Below are 22,495 nucleotides of genomic sequence, written 5' to 3'. Positions count from 1 at the left end.
CTCAGTGCTCCCCGGAGTCCCGCAGGCACGCGGCGACGTGCTCGACGAGCCGGCCTATGGTCAGGGTGATGATCTGTTCGAGGCCGAGGCCGGCGAGGTACTCGGCGAAGTTCACGGCGTCCCCGTACCGGGCCTCCAGATGACCGCCGAGGGTCACCAGGTCGATGCTCTCCAGGTCCAGATCCTCGTGGAAACGGGTGTCCATGGTGATTCCGGCCTCGTCCAGGCCGTAGTCGCCGAGGACGGCGTGGAGCATGCCGACGATCTCGTCGAATACCTCCTGCTCCACCTCCTCCTCGTGCGCCGTGGCCGGAGTGGTCGGCTGACCGCCGTTCACCGGTGCGCTGTTCACGGTCGCGTCTCCCGTTCTTCGGTTGCGTTGTTGTCGCTGCTGGTGCTGGTGCTGGTGCTGATGCTGCGGTTGCGGGTGTCGCTGTTGCTGTCGTCGGTGCCCTCGTCGGCCGGCCCCGCCGTCCATGCGACGACGTACTCCCGGACGGGCAGTTCGGCCGGATTGCCGATCCGCCGGCAGCGCACCCGGTAACGGCGGCCGTCCGCCTCCACCAGCAGCTCGTCAGGCTCCGCGGCGACCACCGCGAAGCGCTTGGGCTGCCCCTGCAGGCCGGTGCCCTCCGCCTTGGACACCGCTTCCTTGGCCGCCCAGAACCTGGTGAACCACAGGGCTTCCGGCTCGCCCGTCGCGGTGCGGCGTGCGGTGAGGAGGGCCAGTTCGGCCGGGCCCAGTGCGGCGGTGACGGTCCGCTCGGGTCGCTCGGTGACCTCCTCCACGTCGATGCCGGGCCCCGGTTGCCCATATGGGGCGCTCGGCAGTACCAGCGCGACCGCGGCTTCCGCCCGGTGTGCCAGCGTGACGTCCAGTCCGGGCAGGACGCGGCCGTGCAGACCGCTGACCCGGGGCCGGCCGCTCGCATCGTTGCCCACCCGTATCTCGGCGGGGAAGACCGGCCCCTCGCCGTGGTCCCACAGCCATTGGCGTACGGCGTCCTTGACCGCGATCCGGCCCAGCAACCACTGCTTGCGGCCGCGCGGCGGGCACACCGCGTACTCCTCCCGCTCGGCGCTGCCCAGGTGCCGGCGCATGACGAGATCGCGGGAGGCGAGGTCCCGGCAGCGGTCAAAGACGAGTGACCAGCCGCCTTCCTGGACGCGGGAGAGGGCGTTGCGCTCGGGGAAGCGCTCCTGGTCCCTGGTGTCCGGGAAGTTGTCGAAGCGGTGGTCCTCCCAGCCGCTGAGATGCGCCCACACCCTGCCCTCGCGCACGAGTTGCATATCGGCGGCCACCGCAGTGTCGGTGATCGAGGTGATCTTGATGAGGCACTCCAGGCGGGTGCCGGGCGCGGGGTGGGGGCCGAAGAAGCGGATGCGCCTCATCCGTACGGGGAAGACCAGAGTGCGCGCGGGCAGCGTGGTCATGATCCAGTAGCCGAGGAGTTGCCCCACGTTGTCCAGCAGCGCGCCGGGCGCGGGCGGGGTGGTGAGCACTCCGCGTACATGGGTCTCGCCGATCGCGGTGAGTTCGGCGACTCCCTGGAAGAGGGGGCCGTGGAACATCCAGCGGTCGCGGTACAGCTGCTCGGCCGTGGTCTCCGGTTGCCGTTCGGCGCTGGGGGGCCACCGCCAGGGGAGGGGCGGGTCACCGGGATGGTGTGCGGCCAGTTCGACCTGGGCCCGTGCGTAGGGGCCGAACGTCACGGCCACCCGGCCGGCCTCCAGCGGCGTGACGCCGACGGGTATGTCCTCGGCGGGTGCGGCGGTCACCCAGCGGTCCAGCCGCACCTGGTGCACCGCGACGGCCCGCGAGCCGGGCCGGGCCCGCTCGGCGAACTCCATCATGTGTTGGACCACCGTGGTGGCCGGAACCACCGGCCGGCGGTCCGCCTCGTCGGGCCAGTCGGGGCGCTGCACGAAGAAGCAGTGATCGCGCAGGTAGGGCATGGCGTCCGTCGACACCCGGAGCACGGTGCGCTCCTCCCGCCCGCCGGGGGCGTGCGGGGCCGGGGCCGCCAGGGGGCCGCCGGGCGCCGGGCGCCGGGCGGATTGTGGCGGCGCCGGCCGTACGGGGGGTTGCGGCGAGGCAGGACGCGCGGGCTGCTGCGGCGGTTCAGGTCGTACGGACGCGGCCGCCGGAGCCGGCCGCGCCGGGGCGTGCGCGCTGTCGGCAGCCGCCGCGGTGAGCGCCTCGGCGGCGCCCGCGGCGTCCCGCACCAGCGCGCGGAGTTCGGCTGCCACGACGGAGTGACGGTCGGACAGCCGCTGCAGAGCGGCCAGTTCGCCGCCGCCCGCCACCGCCGGCTGCCCGGCGGCCAGTGCCGAGCGGACGCCGGCCACCGTCTCCCGGTCCAGGGAGACCAGCTTCCCGCCGAGGTCCAGCGGCATCGGCGTGCGCCGCGGAGCGCTCCGGCGTCCGCTCCGCAGCGCCTCGGCATCCGGATCACCGCCGTCCGCCCACAGCGCCGTGGCGACCCGCAGCAGTTGCGCGAGGCCACTGCGATGCGGGGAGTTGGCGGCCACCACCAGATGCGGGCGGCTCTGCAGAGTGCTGTCGATCAGCGACCCGACCTGGCCCGTACCGGCCTGGACGAACACCCGGAAGCCGGCTTCGTACATCGCCTCGGTCAGCGGGCGGAAGCGCACCGGCTCCAGCAGGTGACGCAGGAACAGCGCGCGTACCTCCTCCTCGGCCTCCGGGTATTCCGACGCGGTGGTCGCCGACCACACGGGCACCGTCGGCGGATGCAGCTCGAACCGCTCCGCGTAGTACCGGATCTGGTTGAGGTAGGGGGCCAGCATGGGGGTGTGGAAGCCGGACCGGAACGGCAGGACCTGGCCGATGACGCGCTGCGCGCGGAACCACCGTACGAGCGCGTCCACCCGCTCGGGCGGGCCGCACACCATCGACTGGTTCGGCGCGTTGTCGTGCGAGAGCACGACCCCGGGGTGTTCGTCGAGTGCGGCGCGGACGCGGTCGGCCGGGGCGCCCAGTGCGGCGAAGGCGAGGCCCGCCACCCGCACCTGTCCGGGGTCGAAGGACCGGGTGAACTCGTCCACGGCCTGGCCGGCGTACAGCCCGGCGGTGGCCATCGCGGTCCACTCCCCGACGCTGTGGCCCGCCACCGCGTCCGGCACGATCCCCATCCGCCGCAGGGCGGCGTCCAGCACCCGGCCCACGCCGATCACCCCGGCGCCGTGCCGGCCGACGTCCGTCACCTCCGCCGGGCCCGCGTCCCGGAGCGAGGGCAGCAACGCGGACAGGCCGAAGTGCTGGGCGACGTCGGCGATTTGAGGCGCGAAGTCGGCTTCGAGGCCGGGGAAGACGAACGCCAGGCGTCCGCCGCCGGCTCCGCCGAGCAGCGGCTCGGGCGTGAACCACACATCGTTGCGGCCCCGCCAGGGCAGGCCCCTGGCCACTGCCTTTCTGGCGAGTGCGAGGCGTTTGGCGGTCGGGTCCACGATGCCGAGCCGGGTGCGCCCGCCGCCCGGAGCGGGCCGGTTTGCGGCTGCCGCGAGGACGCCGGAGTCGTCCGTGTCCAGCAGCGCGGCCAGCTGCCGCGGGCTGTCGGCGGCCAGCCGCAGCACCCGTTCGGGTTCGCGCACCACGGCCGCGGGCCGGGGCCGCCGCACGGCAGGAGCGCCGGGCGCCGATTCGAGCACCACATGGGCGTTGATACCGCCGAAGCCGAAGGCGTTCACCCCCGCGCGTCGGACCCGCTGCCCGCCGTCGGTCTCCCAGTCGCGTGCGGTGGCGGTCGTACGGAAGCGGGTGCGCTCCAGCGCGGGATGCGGGTCGTCGCAGTGCAGTGTCGGCGGCAGCACCGCGTGGTGCACCGCCAGCGCCGCCTTGACGAGCCCCGCCACGCCCGCGGCCGGCATGGTGTGGCCGATCATCGACTTCACCGAGCCGATCACCGGCCGGTCATGGTCACCGCCACCCGGGCCGAACACCTCGGCCAGGGTGGCGAGTTCGGCCGCGTCACCCGAGGGGGTCGCGGTCCCGTGTGCCTCCAACAGGCCGACCGAGCCCGGCGCGGCGGGGTCCAGACCGGCCGCCCGCCATGCCTGCCGCACGGCGCCGACCTGGCCCGAGGGGTCCGGGTTGACCAGGCTGCCGCTGCGGCCGTCGCTGGCCACGCCGGTGCCGCGGATGACGGCATAGATCCGGTCGTCGTCGCGCACCGCGTCGTCGAGCCGCTTGAGGGCCACGACGCCGGTGCCCTCGCCGATCAGCAGACCGTCCGCGGCCCGGTGGAAGGGGCGGATCCGCTGGCTGGGGGAGAGCGCGCGCAGTCGGGCGAACACCGACCACAGCGTGATGTCGTGGCAGTGGTGCACACCGCCGGCGAGCACCATGTCACAGCGTCCCGTGGCCAGTTCGCCCACCGCCTGGTCGACCGCGATCAGCGAGGACGCACAGGCGGCGTCCACGGTGTAGGCGGGGCCGCGCAGGTCGAGCCGGTTGGCCACCCGGGAGGCGGTGAGGTTGGGCACCAGGCCGATCGCCTGCTCCGGCTCGTCGGGCCCCAGCTGCCGGGTGAACGCCTTCCGCACCCGCTCCAGCTGTTGGCCGCCGAGTTCGGGCAGCAACTCGCCAAGAGTGCGGACCAGTTGATTGGACGTCAGTATGCTCTGGGTCCCGCGGGCGAGTCCGGGCGTCAGGTACCCGCCGCGGCCGAGGATCACCCCGACCCGGTCCCGGGCCGGCAGCCGCCGCTCACCGCCCGCGTCCGCGATGGCGTCCGCGGCCACCTGCAGCGCGATGAGCTGCTCCGGCTCGGTGCCCGGCACCGAGTTGGGCATGATCCCGAACCGCGTCACCTCGACCTTCGCCAGGTCGTCGACGAATCCGCCGCGGCGGCAGTAGACCCGGTCCGAGCGGTCTGCGGCTCCCGGGTCGTAGAAGGAGGCGTCCCACCGCCCGGGAGGCACGTCGCCGATCGCGTCCACCCCGTCGGCCAGGTTCTGCCAGTACGCCGGAAGGTCCGCGGCCCCCGGGAACAGCACCGCCATGCCGACAATGGCGACCTGGGGCCGGTTTCCGTGCGTCTCGCCGGTCATGTCACCAGCCCGATGCGGTGTAGACCACGGCGTCGGCCGACGGCTCGCCGTAGGCGAGTTCGCGCAGCAGGCACAGCGTGCCCTCTTCGGGGTCGATCAGCCTGACCCCGCGCCGGGCGTACTCACGGGCGAGCTCCGGGGTGACCATGCCGTCGTGCTCACCGGTGGGCGCCCACGGTCCCCAGTGCACCGTCAGCGCCCGGTTGCCGGTGCGCGCGGCCCAGCGGCTGCCCAGGTGCTGCAGCGCGTCGTTGGCGGCGGCGTAGTCGACCTGGCCGCGGTTGCCGAGGACGGCCGCGACGCTGCCGAACAGGACGGCGAACCGGGGCCCGTCCGGCAGGTCCTCCAGCGTCGTGAGCAGCGTGCGCGCACCCTCCACCTTGGTGCCGAACACCCGCCGGAAGGAGTCGAGGTCCTTGTCCGCGAGTACCCGGTCCTCGATGACCCCGGCGGCGTGGACCACGCCGTCCAGCCGGCCGTGTTCGGCGTGGATGCCGGTCACCAGCCGCCGCACCGCCTCGGCGTCACGCAGGTCCGCCGAGTGGTAGCGCACCGCGCTGCCCAGTCCGCGCAGCCGCTCCACGGTTGCGGTGATCTCCCGCTGGGCCAGGATCCGCGTGACGGCCTGCTCGATCCCGGCCGCCGAACGGCCGCCCTGTGCCGCGAGAGCGGCGCGCAGCGCGGTGCGGTCGGTGGCCTCGCGCGTGGCCGCGTCCTCCGGCCCGGTCGGTGCGGGGGTCCTGCCCACCAGCTCGATCCGGCAGCGGGCGGCCGCCGCGAGGGTCGCGGCGAACCGCGCGGTGATACCGCGCGCCCCGCCGGCCAGCAGTACGACCGAGTCACGGTCCAGGCCCATGGCCTCGGCCTCGGCAGCGCCGTCCCCGGCCGGGCCGGCGCCCCTGCCGGCCAGCGGGCCGAGGCCGGCCTCGACCAGTTCGAGGCCGCGGCGGCCGCCCGCCGTGCGGAGGACGACCGGAGCCTCCGCACCGGCGAGCAACTCGCCTACCAGCCCCGCCGCCAGCCGCGCCGGCGACTCGTCCGGGGCGAGCTCGACGACCCTGGCGAGGGTGTCCGGGTACTCGCGGGCGATGGTGCGGAACATTCCTCGCAGGCCGTCCGCCCGGCCGTCCGGAGAGAGGGCCGACGCGGCGGAGTCCGGCGCGGCCGCTATGAGCCATCGCGGGCCGCGCCGCAGTGCGGCCTGGAACACCGGGAAGGAGTCGGGCAGGAGCGGGCCGCTGGTGCCGGAACCGCCGGTGCCGGCCAGCGCCTCCAGATGGAACACGCCGTCCAGTGGGCCGTCCTCGTCGTCGAGCAGGTGCCCCGGATCCCGTACGAGCGCGTGCGCGCCGTGCTCGTCGAGGTGGGCGGCCAGGCTCTCGGCAACCGGGCCGCGGCTCCCGATCAGCGCGAACCTTTTGCCGGCGAGCGCGGCGGTGTCCCCGTCGGGCTCCGCGAGGGGCACCTCGCGCAGCACCAGTCTGCTGGGCGCCTCGCCGGCCACGGAGGCGGTGGCCGGGTGGCCCTCCGCGACCGGTGGGCGGTCCGGGGTCTGCTCCTCGGAGGTCCTCGGTTCCGTGGTGTGCCCGGGGACCGGCAGCCGCGCGGCCAGCGCGTCGGCCATGCCCGCGGCCGTACGGGCCTTGGCCAGCGTCTCCAGCTCCGCGTCGTCGAGCCGCGGCAGAGCCCCCGCGTCCGGGCCGCCGAAGCCGACGCGGGCGGCCAGCTCGCCGACGATCTCGATCCGCTTGATCGAGTCGATGCTCAGGTCGGCTTCGAGGTCGAGATCGGGCTCGATCATCTCCAGGGGGTAGCCGGTGCGTTCGCTGATGATGTCCAGGACGGTGCGCAGGACGTCCGCCCCGGACAGCGCCCGCGGTGCGGCGGACTCCGGCGCTCGGTCCGGCGCGGCCGGCGGCTGAGCGGACGCGGCCGAGACCGGCTCGGGAGGCGGCAGCGCGGCCGGGACCGGCACAGGCGCCCCGGGCACTGCCTGGACCGGCACGGGCTCCACCGGCACTGCCGGGACCGGCGCCGCGGCAGGCAGGCCTTCCGCACCACCGAAGTAGGTGAGCAGCACATCGCGCTGGGCGGCGACGATCTCCCGGCCGGCCCGCAGGAAGTCATGGATCATCTGGTCCCGGTTGGTGACGGCGTCGCCGCTGTGCGCCTCGGTCACGGTCATCTCCTGGATACGTCGGGCCGGCATGAGGGAGCCGGGCAGGGGGTTGCCGTCGAGAGTGCGCACCAGCTGTCCGTTGACGGTCCAGCCGGGGCGGGTGCCGGCAGGGGCGGACGGGGACGCGGCCGAGCGCACCCGGCCCGGTTCGACGGCGCCGCGGCCGCGCAACAGCCCGCCGGTGTGCACCCGTACGCCCGCGAGGGCGAGCTGGGCGAGCGCGGTGAGGAAGCCGCGCAGCCCCTGGCCGCCCGGCGGGTCGCAGCTGACCGCGGTGTGCGGGCGGTCGCCGAGGATCTTGGACACCAGTCCGGTGAGTGCGGAGCCGGGGCCGGCCTCGACGAAGACCCGGGCGCCCGCCTCGTACATGGCCTCGATCTGCGCCACGAAGCGCACGGGGGCGGCGAGTTGGGCGGCCAGTTCGGCCCGTATGTCCTCGGGCCGCCCCGCATAGGCGGCCGCCGTGCGGTTGGACCACACCGGCGTCTCCGGTTCGCGCAGCGGCACGTCCGCGAGGATCTCGGCGAAGCGCGCCCCGGCACCGGCCACGCCGGGGCTGTGGAAGGCGCAGGCCACCGGGATCGGCTTGGCGGCGATGCCGTTCTCGCGCAGCAGCCGCACCGCCTCCGCGACCGCCTCGGTCGGACCGGAAACGACGGTCTGCGCGGGGGCGTTGTGGTTCGCGACGACCACGCGGTCCGCCAGGCCGACGGCGCCCAGCCGCTCGGCGACGTCCTCGGGCGCGGCCGCGACCGCGGCCATGGTGCCCGGGTCGGGGCCGGCGGCGTCGAGGATCGCCTCCGCCCGTGCCGCGCTCAGCTCCAGCAGGGTCTCGGGACCGAAGGCCCCGGCGGCGCACAGCGCGACCAGTTCGCCGTAGCTGTGCCCCGCCGTCATGTCCGGGCGCACTCCGGCGCGGCCGAGCAGATCGTGCACCGCCAGCCCCGTGATGCCCAGCGCGGGCTGGGCGGTCCTGGTGTCGGTGAGCCGGGCCCGCTGCTCGTCGGCGACGGCGGGGTCGAACGCGGTCGGCGGGTGGACGGCCTCCGCCCACCGGCGGCCGAGCCGGAGGTAGCGCTGGATCTCGGGGAAGGCGACGAACAAGTCGGCGAGCATGCCGGTGCGCTGGCTGCCCTGGCCGGGGAAGAGGAACGCCACGGCCGCACCGCCCCCGGCGCCCTGATCCTCGCCCCGCGCCCCGTCCCCCTGGTACCGGCCCTCCGCCGCGGCGCTGAAGACACCTGCCGACGGGTCGTGTTCACCGGCCAGGGCCCGCTTCAGCAGCCCGGCCAGTTCATCCAGATCACCGGCGACGACCGCCGCCTGCACGGGCTTCCCGCTGGCGTCGCCGCGGCGCGCGGCGGCCAGCGCGAAGTCACGCAGCCGCCATGGCCGGCCGTCCCGGTCGTTCTCCAGTGCCAGCAGCTGCTCGATCGACCGGGCGGCGTCCTCGCGGTCGGTGCCGTGGAAGACGAACAGTTCGGCGGGCCAGGAGGCCAGGCCCTGCTCCGGCGGCGGCCCGGCATCGTGGGCCCGCAGCACGACATGGAAGTTGGTGCCGCCGAAGCCGAAGGCGCTGACCCCGGCGAACCGCTCGGCCAGCGGTGCCGCCCACGGCCGCGCGGCGGTGTGGAAGACGAACGGGCTGACCCCCTCCTGCCAGGCGGGGTTGGGCCGGCGCAGCTGTGCCGTGGGCGGCCTGACCCCGGTGTGCAGGGCCATCGCGGTCTTGATCAGTCCGGCCAGGCCGGCCGCGCACTTGGTGTGCCCGATCTGCGACTTCACCGAGCCGAGCACACAGCCGCCCGGTTCCGCTCCGGCCTCGGTGAACACCTCGGTCAGGGCGCTGAGTTCGGTCCGGTCACCGACCACGGTGCCGGTGCCGTGCGCCTCGACCAGGCCGACCCGGTCGGGCGAGATCCCCGCGTTGCGGTAGGCGCGCTCCAGTGCCGCGCGCTGCCCGTCGCGGCGCGGGGCGGTCAGGCCCAGGGACTTGCCGTCGCTGGCGCTGCCGACGCCCTTGATGACCGCGTACACCCGGTCACCGTCGCGCTCCGCGTCGGCCAGCCGTTTCAGTACGACGCAGGCCACACCCTCGCCGAGCGCGATGCCGTCCGCCGCGCTGTCGAAGGTGCGCGAGCGGCCGGTCGGCGAGAGCGCGTGCACCGAGGAGAACAGCAGATAGTCGTTGATGCCGTTGTGCAGGTCGGCGCCGCCGCACAGCACGAGGTCGCTGGTGCCGCCGGCCAGTTCCTTGCACGCCACGTCCACCGCGGCCAGCGAAGAGGCGCAGGCCGCGTCCACGGTGTAGTTCGCCCCGCGCAGGTCGAGCCGGTTGGCGATCCGCCCGGAGATGACATTGGCCAGCATGCCGGGGAAGGAGTCCTCGGTGAGCCTGGGCAGCTGTGCGTCCAGCTCGGGCGGCAGCTGCCCCAGGTAGGCGGGGAGCAGGGCGCGCAGCGTGGCGGCGTTGGACAGGTCGCTGCCTGCCTCGGCTCCGAAGACCACCGAGGCCCGGGAGCGGTCGAACTTCCTCGCCTCGTACCCGGCGTCATCGAGCGCCCGCCGGGCGGCCTCCAGCGCCAGCAGCTGTACGGGCTCGATACTCCCCAGTGAGGACGGGGGAATGCCGTAGCGCAGCGGGTCGAAGGGGATGTCCGGCAGGAAGCCGCCCCATTTGGATTCGGTGCGCCCGCCGTCCGCCTCGGGCGCGTAATAGACCTGTGTGTCCCACCTCTCCTCCGGCACCTCGGTGACGGCGTCGGCGCCCGCGACGATATTCGCCCAGTAGTCGGCGAGGTCCGGGGCGCCCGGGAACATGCAGGCCATGCCGACCACGGCGACGTCCAACGGGGCCGGGGCAGGGGTGCCGTCGCGGACCTGCCCGGTGCCGAACCGCTCGCGCAGCCGCCCGGCCCGCGCGGTGAAGAAGTCGGCGGCGGCCGAGCTGACGGAGGCGTGCAGCGCGGGGACCGTGGTGGTCGCGGAGCGCAGGACGGCCACTTGGCCGGCCATGAACATGCCCTCGGCGAGCTGGCGTTCCTCGTCCACCTCGACCAGCTCGTCGCCGACCCGCTCGACTCCCTTGCTGGCGATCCTGAGCCGGCCGACGTTGAGCTGCTCCAGCCGCTCCCACGTCTGCCGGTCCGGTACGCCCTGTGCCCGCAGCTCGTCCTTGATGCCCAGGTAGTCATCCGTGAAAGGGCTGCTCACACAGCGTGTCGCGTGTCCCGGCGCGGTCTCCAGCAGCTCGGTACGGCGCGCTGCCACGACCTGCCGCTGGAACTGCGGCCGCACTGCCGCGCAGCCCACCGCCTCCTCGGTGAACAGATACGCGGTGCCCATGAGCACGCCCACGCACACCCCGCGCGAGGTCAGCGGCGCGGCGAGCGCGGCGACCATCGCCGCCGACCGCTCGTCGTGGATGCCTCCGGCGAAGAACACCCGCAGCTCGCCGGGGTCGGCGCCGTTGCCGGTGTCGAGGAAGTCGGTCAGCAGCGCGACCTGGGCCTCCCACAGCGCGAAGCTGCTGCGCGGCCCGACGTGACCGCCGCACTCCGAGCCCTCGAAGACGAACTTGCGCGCCCCGGCGTCCAGGAACTGCTGCAGCAAGCCGGGCGAAGGCACATGCAGGAACGTTTCGACACCGACGTCCTCCAGCGCGGACGCCTGGGAGGGACGCCCGCCGGCGATGATGGCGCAGGCCGGACGGAACTCCCTGATGGCCTCCAGCTGTGCGGCCTTGACCTGCTCGGGCGCGAAGCCGAGCACACCCACGCCCCAGGGCCGGTCCCCCAGGGCGGTACGGGTCTGCTCCAGCAGCGCCCGCGTCTGCTCGGGCCCGGCCAGCGCGAGCGCCAGGAAGGGCAGCGCGCCGTGCCCGGCGACCGCCGAGGCGAAACGCGCCTGGTCGCTGACCCTGGTCATCGGACCCTGGGCGATGGGCAGTGGGGTGCCCATCGCCCGGCTCATCGGGGAGTCGGGGCGAAGCGCGCCCGACGGCCCATCATCGCGTACCGCTTCCACGACGGCGTCGGCCACCGCACGGACCGCCCGGCCGACGTCGCCCCACCGCCGCGCGAAGCGGGCGGCCAGGAAGCCGTCCTGCCCGACGGGGAGCAACTGGGTGCGCAGGTCCCGGGCGCCGAGCAGGCCGGCCACGTCCGCCGGGTCCGGCGGAATCGGCGGCGCCTGCGGCCCCCGGCGGCGCAGTACGCGGTACCCGCCCGTCACCACCGTCTCCGAGCCGTCCATGGTCCGCACCGCGGCGGCCACGTCCTCCGGGAGCCCGGACTCCTCCAGCAGTGCCAGCTGGGTGTCCAGGACCACTCCCGTCGCCCCGCCGACCACCGCGGCCGCGGCGGTGTGCGGGCCGATGCCGCCGCAGGCCCAGACCGGCAGGGGCAGCTCATCGTCCGCCAGCAGCTGTTGGAGCAGTACGAACGTGCTCAGCTCGCCGATCCGCCCGCCGCTCTCATGACCGCGGGCGACCAGACCGTACGCACCGGCACGGGCAGCCGACCGCGCCTCCTCCAGGCAGGTCACCTCGACCAGGACCCGCTGGGCGGCGCCGAAATCGCCCGGCCCCAGCGGCGCATCGGCGGCGAGCAGCACCGTGTGCACGCCTCCGCCGTCCGCCAGGTCGGACGGGGTGAGAGCACAGCCCCCGCCGACGCGCACCCCGAACGGGCCCGGCGCCCACTGCCGGAGCAGGGACAGTGCCTCCCTGGCCGGACGGTTTCCGGATCCCAGGTCGAGCACGCCGAGCCCGCCGGCCCGGCAGACGGCCGCGACCAGTCTCGGGGCGGGTTCGCCGAAGGGACTGATTCCCAGGACAGCTTCGGTTGCCACAGGCACTCCGGAAAAAGAATGATCAGTTCAAGGGGGGAGAAGAGAGGGGCGCGACGCCACCGATAGGCAAAGGGCCCCCGTTGGCCTCGATAGGCATGCCTGATATCGCCGTCGGATCACGCGCCGGGCACGGAACTTCGGTGGCTCACAGAATTGACAGAAACAGGTCGCCACGTCAAGAAAACACCGTTTCTCCTGGCATTTGTTAACGCGCAGTACAAGTTTCCCCCTCGCCCGTACTGAATACAGGCCCAACTGTTTACCCGTGGATTGCCACAACATGAACTTCCGGTGCCTGGCGAGCGCTTGCGCAGACGCGCGAGTCCGCTGCCCAGGGGGCAAACTGCCGGCAGGTGCCGGAGTCCTGTCACGGTGAGGGGGCAGGCAGTCGGCACGGTGAGGGGGCAGGCAGTCAGGTCGTTTCTGCTGCTCCCTTTTCGAGCGCCGTCGCCATCCTGCCCGGTCGGCATGCACGGGTCAGGACATGCACAGAGATACCGGATCGCCGAAGACTGCCAGGGGCGAGTGTGCTGCAGCAGTCGATGCCTCGCCGTGGCTGCGTCCGGACGCGGATACGTCCGGCAGCAGCAGGACGCGGTCCGGGCGCGGGGCGTCGATGGCGCCCTCGTCGTGGGTGACCATCACGATCGCGCCGGGATACGAGCCGACGGCCGCCAGGAACTCGATCCGGTCGCCGGGGGAGATGGTGAAGGAGATGTCGGACAGCAGCAGGCGCGCCCGCGCGCAGCTCGACATTGCGAGCGGTAATCATGGGTGACGCTCCGAGAAAGCACAAAAACACACTTCTGGCGTGGAAGCGGGTCCTCGGCTGGGAAACTCGTTGCGTAGACATGTCGTCACTGCAACCGGGGCCTCCCGCCCGGCGGCGCCCGAATTTACTCGTACGATTCCCGGTACGACTCCTGGTACCACGGGGCCGCCGCGGCCAGTTCGGTGCACTGGCCGCGGCGGCCCGTCCTTTCACAGGGTGAGGAGTGCCCTACTCGCGATGCTGGTGTCGCGCAGCGGTCGCAGCGCCAGCCGCACCAGGGCCAGGGCGTTGTCGTCACCGGCGATCCGGTTGGCGCTCAACGCGCCGCAGGACAAGCACCGGTGGACGATCATCCACTCGCCGTCCGCGCGTACGGACATGCTCAGCGCCTCCATACGTCCGCGGCAGGATGCGTCGCGGTCCCCCGGAACGTGGCGGTCCACGTGCAGGCTGGCCAGGCAGTTCGGGCAGTGGTTGCGGTGCGCGGTACCCGGGGCGACCAGGGACACGTCGAGTCGGCAGCCGACGCACCGGAAGTCATGGGCCCGGTGGCCGCCGTGTGGAGGGAAGACGTCCTTGTGCCGCTGTATGCGCCGCCCGCGGGCGCGCAGCGCTGAGTCCTTACGCCGTGGCGCGGCCGGCCGACCCGGCCGTACGGCGACCGCAGCAACGTGCCTGGCCGGTGACCGCCGGCCAGCGGGTGTCCTTTCGGGCGGCTCGGATACCCGAAGCGCCGCCCCGATCGCGGCTGCGGGAGCGCGGCCCGAACGTCGACCATGTGACCGGCGCATGAGCCCGGCCACCGACGCCGCGTTGTGCGCGCCGCGTCCCGCCCTCCGCGCCCGCGGACCGTCACTGCCCCGAGCCGTCGCCCCCGTAGCCTCCGTCCCCGCGGTCGCCGCCCTCGCCGCGCCGCATTCCGGCCGCGCGGCGTAGCCGCTGCAGCCGCGGGTGCCGGGGCCTGCCGTGTTGGGTGACCGCTTCGCCGACCATGGCCGTCACCGCGTCCCGCAGCCCGTGCAGGGCGTGCCGCGGGGGACCGGCGCCCGGGTCCTCGCGCAGCTCGGTGAGCAGCGACCAGCACAGCGCCAGCATCACGAGCGCGAACGGCAGCGCCACCAGGATTGTCGCCGTCTGCAGTGCGGTGAGCCCGCCCGCGACCAGGAGCACGGCCGCGACCGAGGCCATCAGCGTGCCCCAGAGGATGACCAGCCAGGTACGGGGGTGCAGCGCGCCCCGACTGGTCAGCGAGCCCATGACGAGTGAGGCCGAGTCGGCGCTCGTCACGAAGTACGTCATCACCAGCACCATCGCCACCCACGAGGTGAGCGTGCCCAGTGGCAGGCTGTCCAGCAGCCCGAACAGGGACGCCTCCGCGCCCTCGTCGACCCTCTCCGCGAGGTGCGCCTGCCCGGTCGCGTCCCGGCGGATCGCGCTGCCGCCCATGACGGAGAACCAGACCATGGTCGCGCCGCTGGGAACCAGCAGCACCCCGATGAGGAACTCGCGGATGGTCCTGCCGTGCGAGATGCGGGCGAGGAACGTGCCGACGAAGGGCGCCCAGGACAGCCACCACGCCCAGTAGAAGACCGTCCACTTGCCCATCCAGTGGGGGTCGGTGAAGGCGCCGGTCCGGGAGGCCATCGGCAAGAGCTGGCTGAGGTATCCGCCCAGGCTCGCCGGGATCGTGTCCAGCGCGTACACGGTCGGGCCGACCACGAAGACGAATGTCATCAGCAGCGCCGCCAGCAGGATGTTGATCGTGCTCAGCCACTTCACCCCCCGGTGCAGCCCGGAGAAGGCCGAGGCCACGAAAGCCGCCGACAGCGAGGCGATGATGATCAGGTCCAGCGTCCGGGAGTCGGGCGTCCCCGCCGTCAGATGGAGGCCCTGGGCGACCTGGAGCGTGCCCAGGCCGAGGCTGGTCGCCGTGCCGAAGACGGTGGCGAAGACCGCCAGCAGATCGATCGCCTTGCCGGGCCTTCCGTTGGCCCGCCGCTCGCCGATCAGGGGGACGAAGGCCGAGCTCAGCCGGTTGCTGCGGGCCTTGCGGAAGCCCGCGTAGGCCAGGGCGAGCCCGGCGACGCCGTAGATGGCCCATGGGGTGAGCGTCCAGTGGAAGAAGGAGTACTCCATGGCCGTGCGGGCCGCGTCCAGGGTCTCGCCCTCCGCGCCGGAGCCGGGTGGCGGTGACACATAGTGCTGGAGCGGTTCGCCCACACCGTAGAACATCAGGCCGATACCCATTCCGGCGCTGAACATCATCGCGATCCACGCGAGATTGGTGAATTCCGGCTCCGCGTCGTCCCGGCCGAGACGAATCATTCCGAACCGGCTGAAAGCGATGACGACACACAGGACCAGGAAGAAATCGGCGGCCACCACGAAAAGCCAGCCGAAATTGCCCAGCACCCAGCCCAGGGCGGCGTCCGACACACCGGCGAAGTTGTCCTTCCCGATGGACGCCCACCCCACCACCAGCAGAACCGCCACCACGCCGATGGTCACGATCGTCGGGTCCGGGGGCTGTTCCTGCGGCTGCTGGTCGGGGGCGACGGGATATGTGGGCTCCGTGCTCATGGCGCCCCACTATGCTGCGAAATCATCGGATTCATGGGACTGGCGCGCCGTTCGTCGGCGACTCCGACCATGGGCGGGGCTCGCTTCTGCGGAGAGGGCCGCGGCGGCGCGACTGCGCACCTCTTGCGGGCTGGGGCGCGAGTATCGGCCCGAGATGGTCGATGATGCGGTCCGCTGCCGACTCGGACACTCCGAACAGCGGAGCGAGCTGGGGCATCGTCGCGTTCGCGCGCCAACAGGTGCGACACGGTGGCGACCGAGGGGCGCCGGCCCTGGTGATGGAGCGGGGGGCTGCCGATCCCGATGGGGGTGCGCGGTATCCTGCGATCGCGTCTTCCAGCGTGTGGCGCGGTGCACCGGTAGTGGATCTGAGAGCGGGGGTGGTGCTGTGATGCGCAGCGAGCCTCCTAGTCCGTATAGCACCACCGCTCAAGGGCCGCCTCTCCGCTGCTGACGGAGTACAGCGTGGGGCGGTGCTCGCGGTGCTTCTTGGTGCCCGATGTTCGATCTCCACCGCCGCTGAGGATCTGTCATGCCGCAGTCGTATCCGCCCTACGAGCCGAGCGCGGAGCCGGCCGAGTCGCTGCAAGATGTCGTCAAGGGCCACCGGCTGGATGCGGCTCAGGAGTGGCTGGAGACGCACCCGCCGCATGTGATCGCCGATGAGCTGGCGCGTATGGACGCGGTCGATGCCGTGGTGGCCTTCCGTCTGCTGCACAAGGACCAAGCGCTGGCCGTCTTCGAGGAGCTGGAGCCGGTAGACCAACAGCCGATCCTGGAAGGGCTGCGTGACCGCTCCTTCCTGGATCTCATCGAGGGCATGGACCCCGACGACCGGGCCAGGATGCTGCGGGAGGCCCCGGCCAAGGTCGTCAAGAGGGTGCTCGCCGGGCTGAGCCCGCACGAGCGGCGGATGACCTCCGCCTTGCTCGGCTACCCGGAGGGCTCGGTCGGCCGCTATATGACGCCTGAGGTGGTGGCGCTGGCGCAGGATCTGACCGTGGAGCAGGCGCTGCGGACCGTACGGGCCAAGGGGGCGGACGCGGAGACGGTATACACACTGCCCGTGGTGGACTCCGGGCGGCGGCTGACCGGCATCGTGGAGCTGCGGGAGCTGGTGCTCAACCCGCCGGACATGATGATCTCGAAGCTGGTCGTCACCGAGCCGACCTCCGCGTATGCCACCGACTCCGCCGAGCAGGCCGCCCGGCTGATGCGGGAGACCAACGACCTGAACCTGCCCGTCGTCGACAGCGAGGACCGCCTCGTCGGACTGTTCACCATCGACGACGCCGTGGAGGTCATCGAGGCCGCCGACACCGAGGACGTCGCCCGCCAGGCCGGCGCCGCCCCCTGGGCCGGCCACTACATGGCCGCCTCCGTGTGGCAGCTCGCCCGCTACCGGGCCCTGTGGCTGAGCCTGCTGCTGGTCGCGGCGACCCTCACGGTCGGCGTGACCCGGGCGTTCGAGGCCACCCTGGAGCAGGTCGCCGCCCTCGCCCTGTTCATCCCCATGCTCATCGGCGCAGGCGGCAACGCCGGCGCCCAGGCCGCCACCGCCTGCGTGCGCGCCCTGGCGGTCGGCGAAGTCCGCGGCTCGGACCTGCTGAAAGTGATCTGGCGCGAATGCCGCGTCGGCCTCGTCCTGGGCTCGTTGCTGGCCTTGCTCGGGCTGGTGGTGGGCACGATGGTCGTCAGCGCGAAGATCGCCCTGGTGGTCGGCATCACCCTGGTGCTGATCTGCGGATGGGCGGCGACCATCGGCGGCACCATGCCGCTGCTGGCCAAGCGGCTGCGGATCGACCCGGCGGTCGTCTCCGCCCCGATGGTGACGACTCTGGTGGACGCCACCGGCCTGGTCATCTACTTCCTGACAGCGAAAGCCGTCCTGGGCGTCTGACCCCGACCCAGGGCGGGAGTCACACCGCCCACGGCGCGCATACGCCGGTGTGTGCCGTAGACGGGCAGGCCCGCGACAGCCAGAGCGATGAGGCCGGTCCGCCTGCCCGCCCTGCCGGCGGCCCTCACCGCAAGAGCCATCGCCCCGCAGTCAGTGGCCGCACTGCCTCGCCGCCGTCGAGGACGTGGCGAGGCATGGCGAGGGCGACGGCAAGGATTGATTGATTCACGCTGTCCTGAATTCAGGGAAACCTGTACTGTGTTGGTGTGCTGACACTCGCTTCCGACGTCGAGGTGCTGGCCCGGTTCGGCCGCGCGCTCGCCGACCCGATCCGCTGCCGCATCCTGCTCGCCGTGCTCAAGGCCCCGGCCTACCCCTCCGACCTCGCCGACACCCTTGGCATCTCCCGGACCCGCCTGTCGAATCACCTGGCATGCCTGCGCGACTGCGGCCTGGTCGTCACCGTCCCCGACGGCCGCCGCACCCTTTACGAACTCGCCGACCCCCGCCTCGGCCACGCGCTCGACGACCTGCGCACCGCCGTGGTAGCCGTCGAGACCGACCGCACCTGCGCCGAGACGGACGAGAAGGGCTGCTGCTGACCATGGCCGCGGAGACCCCCAGATCACTCGACGTCGACCCCACCCGCCGTGACGCGCTCGCCAAGCGGATACGGCTGCTGGTCGCCGCGACCATCACCTACAACGCCATCGAGGCGCTCGTCGCCCTCACCGCCGGCACCCTCGCCTCCTCCACCGCCCTGATCGGCTTCGGCCTCGACTCCGTCATCGAGGTCTCTTCCGCCGCCGCGGTCGCCTGGCAGTTCTCCGCCCGCGACCACACACTGCGCGCGGCCCGCGAGAAGACCACCTTGCGGATCATCGCGCTGTCCTTCTTCGCGCTCGCCGCGTACGTCACCGTCGACGCCGTCCGCGCCCTGATCGGCACCGGCGAAGCCGAACGCTCACTCCCCGGCATCGTGCTCGCCGCACTCTCCCTCGCGGTGATGCCCTTCCTGTCCGCCGCGCAACGCAGCGCCGGACGCGCGATCGGCTCGGCCAGCGCGGTCGCGGACTCCAAACAGACCCTGCTGTGCACCTACCTCTCCGCCGTGCTCCTGGCCGGCCTGGTCCTCAACGCCACCCTCGGCTGGTCCTGGGCCGATCCGGTCGCCGCCCTCGCCATCGCCGCCATAGCCGTCAAGGAAGGCCATAACGCCTGGCAGGGCAAGGGCTGCTGCGCACCCGCCACCCCCGCGGTGCCGCCGTACACCGGCCCCGATGCGGACGCCTGCGGCTGCCGCTCCGGATGCGACTGCCGCAACTGATCCGCTCACCGGCCACCGACCGACGGCGCAGGTTTGTCGGTCCCGGGCAGTGGGTGCCCGACCATGACCGAACCCTCCCAGAACTCCCTGCCCCTCACCTGCGCACCACCCAGGCGTTCTACGTTGCCTGTTGCCTGTTGCCTGTCGCCTGTCGCCAACGATCACGCCGAGCGCCACAAGTCCGGGCTCGATCGAGGCCAATCCGCCGGGGCGCGCGATGCACGGCGCGTTGCCGAGCTCGTACGGGCCGACGGCGGGCCTGACTGACGGCGGGCCCGACTGCCCGCGGGCCTGACCGACGGCGGGCCCGACGGTGCCGGACGGCGGCCGGTGGCCGGTCTCGGGTGTGGGCCCGGCCGCGTGACGGCGGTGAGCGCCCGGCTGGTGCGTGAGCCCCGCCGAGACCCCTCCTGTCGGGATCGCGACAGGCCACGCCCGCCACGTGCCACCAGGCGAGACGGCGCCCCTCCCTGCCCCACCCGGCTCGCCGCTGACCGCGCCGGCCGACGGAAACCGGTCGCTGCGCTGAGAGGGTGCCCGGTGCGCCGGTCGTCATGACCCGGTGCACCGGACACCCTCTCGGAGGCTGGGCGCTGTGGCGTCAGCCGGTCACAGCGTCTTGGCCCGGCTTCCGCCGTCACCATCGCCGTTGACCGCGTCGATCGCGGCGACCACCTTGTCGGTGAGCTCCTCGGTCTGGATCCGGCGCTGATGCGCCAGATACCGCGCCCGTTCTCGGCGGAACTCCTTGATCGTCGAATAGCACATACCGAGCATGATGAAGCTGAACGGCAGCGCGATCAGGATCGCCATCGTCTGCAACGCGCCGAGCGATTCGCTGCCGCCCGCGACGATCAGCGCGATCGCCACCGCACCTTCGAGCACCGCCCAGAAGACACGGCTCCACACCGGCGGATTGGGGTCGCCACCGCTGGCCAGCATGTCGACGACGTACGAACCGGAGTCGGAGGACGTCACGAAGAACAGCACGATCAGCAGGATCGCGACACCGGCGATAAAGGCACCGCCCGGCAGCGTGTCAAGGAGCTGGAACAGCGCGCTGTTCTTGTCGACACCGTTCTCCTTGTCGACGATCCCGCCGTCGCCGAACATCTCCAGGTGCAGACCCGCACCACCGAAGACGGCGAACCAGAAGAAGGTCAGCAGGGTCGGGACGAGCATCACGCCGAGGACGAACTCACGGACGGTACGGCCGCGCGAGATCCGGGCGATGAAGATACCGACGAAGGGGGCCCAGGAGATCCACCAGCCCCAGTAGAAGGTGGTCCAGCCGCTCTGCCAGTCCTCGCCTTCCTGCCCCTGCATGGCGCCGGTGTCGAAGGACAGCCGCAGGAGGTTCTGGAGGTACGCGCCGATGTCCGTGACGAACTCATTGAGCAGGAACAGCGTCGGACCGGCGATGAGTACGAAGATCATCAGCGCGGCGGCGAGGCCCATGTTCGCGTTCGACAGCCACTTGATGCCCTTCTTGACACCCGTGACCACGGAGACGGCGGCCGCGGCGGTGATGCAGAGGATCAGGACGACCTGGAGGCTCGTACTCGGCTCATCGACCCAGCCGAGGAAGTCCAGGCCCGAGGAAATCTGCATCACGCCGAGGCCGAGCGAGGTCGCCACACCGAAGAGCGTGCCGACGATCGCGACGATGTCGATCGCGTTGCCCAGGCCGCCCTTGACGCGGTCGCCGAGCAGCGGCTCCAGTGCCCAGCGGATGGAGACCGGGCGGCCCTTGCGGTGCACGGCGTACGCGACGGACAGACCGACCACCACATAGATGGCCCAGGGGTGGATGCCCCAGTGCATAAAGGTCTGCACGAGCGACGCCTGGGCCTGCGCGGCCGAGCCTTCCCCGGTGCCGGGGCGCGGGGCCGCGAAGTGCGTCAGCGGCTCCGCGACGCCCCAGAAGACCAGACCGATACCCATCCCCGCGGCGAACAGCATCGCCAGCCAGGAACCGAGGCCGAACTCGGCCTTGTCCTCGTTCTTGCCGAGCTTGATGTCGCCGAAGTGCCCGATGCCGACCCAGAGAGCGAAGACGACGAACAGGGCCACGATGGCGGTGTAGTACCACCCGACGCTGCCGACCACCTGTTCGTTGACCTTGCTGATCACGGCCGTCGCGTTATCCGTGGCTGCCGTCGCGTACACGACAAATGCCAGGATGATCAGCGCGGCGGGTATGAAAACCCACTTCGCGATGGACGGGTCGGCCGATCCGACCCGTTTTTCGTCACTCGGTGGGCTTGCCACCTTGTCCCCACTCACGCAAATACCAAGCCTTGTCTTCGATCTTTATCGGACACTCGATGCCCGGACGCGCATGCCCTCATTTATGCGTTACACACATCACGAATACATCACTGTCGCGTCACCGTCATGGTGACCGGCACCCTGACCTGGGATGTCGTAAGCGCGCTCTGGTTGACGAGGTGGTCCCCGGACTGTCTTGGGTCCGAGTCCGCGCATGGGCCGAGTCGGCGCATGGGGCCGGCGTGTCGATCCGTCCCTGCCCCTTGCCGGTGGGGGCGAGCGACATGACGCCATGCGCCGCGCGGGCGGTCACTGGCGGCTGACGGTGCGGGTCACGCCGGTGAAGACCGTCGTGGCCAGAATCCAGCCGGCGACGACGAGGGCGTAGGAGAGCGTCTGGTACCAGCCCTCCGGAGCGAATGCCCCCTCCTGGCCGAAGGAGATCACCGGCAACAGCAGGTCGAGCGTGAAGAACACCGGGTTGAAGTCCGGGGCCTCGGACGCCTTGAGCGGGCGGGGGTGGTGCAGGGCGTAGGCGACCGAGCCGACGGCGAGCAGGGACAGGAGCCAGACGCAGGCGAGCATCGGGCGGAAGCCGTAGCCGACGGTGACGTCTTGGAGGTGTCCCCAGGCACGGCCGTACCAGGGGAGGGTGGCGGACTCTTGCGCAGCCAGAGTTCCCCGACGGTGCAGCTGCTCGCGCGCAGCGCCGCGTCGCCGGGATGCGACAGGCATGCGTACGACAGGTCGAGCCGCCCGGTGATGCGGGCGCCCCGCAGGCCGATCCAGCCCCGCGTATGCACGCCCCGCATGAGGAAGTCCCCTTCCACAGCGAGTGTCTGCGCGTCGAGGGCGACGCTGCCCGGATGGCTGAGCCGTGCGTCGTCGAGCGTGGCCGACCCGGCGATCGAGGTGCCGTTGAGAGTCACCTCCCCGTGCGTCCGCAGCTCGGGCGCCCACAGATTGTCGCCGATGGCCACGTGGCTGAGCCGGAGCGCGGGCCATTCGGTGTCCGCGGGGTGATCTCGGTCCGGTCCAGGAACAGGGCTCCGGCGATCTGGGCGCCGCCGAGCCGCACCGGTCCGGTGAACCGGCAGTCCGTCATGCGCAGGACGCCCTCCACCCGTATGGTGGCGGCGACCAGCCCGGGCAGTACGGAGCCGCTCAGGTTCAGTTGGCGGAGCCGGGAGGCGTACAACAGGGGTACGTCCTCGAAGAAGCAGTCGCTCAGCCGTATGGCGTGGTCGATCGTGCCGTACTGCAGAGTGAGCACGCCGGTGATCCGCGCGCCCCTCAGTCCGAGGGCGGGTATCTCGCCGTCCTCCAGCGGCCCGTTGAGGAGCAGGGCCCGTAATGCGGCTGCCCGTACGGTCCGTTCGGGGCCCCAGTTCGCCCCCTGTGAAGTGTCCTCGTCGTCCGCCGTACGGAAGTCCACGGACGCGCCCCTGGAAAAGGCCCGCCACACGCGCAGTTCGGCCAGCGTAAGATCGTTTTGTCCATCAGCCGGGACTCTGACGGCAGGCCCCGAAGCTGTCAACTCAC

General features: G+C 72.2%; 9 protein-coding genes and 3 pseudogenes. 3 read left to right on the top strand and 9 right to left on the bottom strand.

What is annotated here, in order from left to right; translation table 11 throughout:
• Nucleotide 1: 1 nt before the first annotated feature.
• The 7 genes and pseudogenes from K9S39_RS08650 to K9S39_RS08620 all read right to left on the bottom strand — a co-directional run.
• The gene (locus K9S39_RS08650) at nucleotides 2–352 is read right to left on the bottom strand and encodes an acyl carrier protein (RefSeq protein ID WP_319949545.1); all 351 of its coding nucleotides are present in this window, start codon (nucleotides 350–352) and stop codon (nucleotides 2–4) included.
• Nucleotides 349–5,073: a type I polyketide synthase gene (locus K9S39_RS08645; protein WP_248862738.1), complete on the bottom strand. Its 4,725-nt coding sequence runs from the start codon at nucleotides 5,071–5,073 to the stop codon at nucleotides 349–351. Before K9S39_RS08645 ends, K9S39_RS08650 begins: the two co-directional genes overlap by 4 nt.
• Before the next feature lies 1 nt (nucleotide 5,074).
• Nucleotides 5,075–12,103: a type I polyketide synthase gene (locus K9S39_RS08640; RefSeq protein ID WP_248862737.1), complete on the bottom strand. Its 7,029-nt coding sequence runs from the start codon at nucleotides 12,101–12,103 to the stop codon at nucleotides 5,075–5,077.
• 477 nt (nucleotides 12,104–12,580) lie between these two features.
• Nucleotides 12,581–12,796, bottom strand: a pseudogene (locus K9S39_RS08635) (hypothetical protein); the annotation flags it as partial.
• 288 nt (nucleotides 12,797–13,084) lie between these two features.
• Nucleotides 13,085–13,486, bottom strand: coding sequence for an RNHCP domain-containing protein (locus tag K9S39_RS08630; protein ID WP_248868664.1), 402 nt, complete (start codon nucleotides 13,484–13,486; stop codon nucleotides 13,085–13,087).
• A gap of 241 nt (nucleotides 13,487–13,727) precedes the next feature.
• Complete coding sequence (locus tag K9S39_RS08625) at nucleotides 13,728–15,455, bottom strand: BCCT family transporter (protein WP_248862736.1); 1,728 nt, start codon at nucleotides 15,453–15,455, stop codon at nucleotides 13,728–13,730.
• A 121-nt stretch (nucleotides 15,456–15,576) separates the two neighbouring features.
• Nucleotides 15,577–15,690, bottom strand: a pseudogene (locus K9S39_RS08620) (transposase family protein); the annotation flags it as partial.
• A gap of 297 nt (nucleotides 15,691–15,987) precedes the next feature.
• On the opposite strand from K9S39_RS08620, the gene mgtE reads away from it, so the two are divergent.
• From mgtE to K9S39_RS08605, 3 genes are all read left to right on the top strand, one after another.
• Nucleotides 15,988–17,355: a magnesium transporter gene (gene mgtE / locus K9S39_RS08615; RefSeq protein WP_248862735.1), complete on the top strand. Its 1,368-nt coding sequence runs from the start codon at nucleotides 15,988–15,990 to the stop codon at nucleotides 17,353–17,355.
• Between the two features lie 266 nt (nucleotides 17,356–17,621).
• Complete coding sequence (locus K9S39_RS08610; protein ID WP_248862734.1) at nucleotides 17,622–17,957, top strand: ArsR/SmtB family transcription factor; 336 nt, start codon at nucleotides 17,622–17,624, stop codon at nucleotides 17,955–17,957.
• Between the two features lie 2 nt (nucleotides 17,958–17,959).
• Nucleotides 17,960–18,682 (top strand): cation transporter, encoded by a 723-nt coding sequence (locus K9S39_RS08605; protein ID WP_248862733.1) that lies wholly within the window; start codon nucleotides 17,960–17,962, stop codon nucleotides 18,680–18,682.
• A gap of 609 nt (nucleotides 18,683–19,291) precedes the next feature.
• Here the strand turns inward: K9S39_RS08605 and K9S39_RS08600 are convergent.
• Together K9S39_RS08600 and K9S39_RS08595 are read right to left on the bottom strand one after the other, a co-directional pair.
• Nucleotides 19,292–20,953 (bottom strand): BCCT family transporter, encoded by a 1,662-nt coding sequence (locus K9S39_RS08600; protein ID WP_248862732.1) that lies wholly within the window; start codon nucleotides 20,951–20,953, stop codon nucleotides 19,292–19,294.
• Between the two features lie 309 nt (nucleotides 20,954–21,262).
• Nucleotides 21,263–22,490, bottom strand: a pseudogene (locus tag K9S39_RS08595) (membrane-associated oxidoreductase).
• Nucleotides 22,491–22,495 lie beyond the last annotated feature (5 nt).

This window comes from Streptomyces halobius (assembly GCF_023277745.1).
GTDB classification, from domain to species: domain Bacteria; phylum Actinomycetota; class Actinomycetes; order Streptomycetales; family Streptomycetaceae; genus Streptomyces; species Streptomyces halobius.
This window is presented reverse-complemented; position numbering and strand designations above follow the sequence as displayed.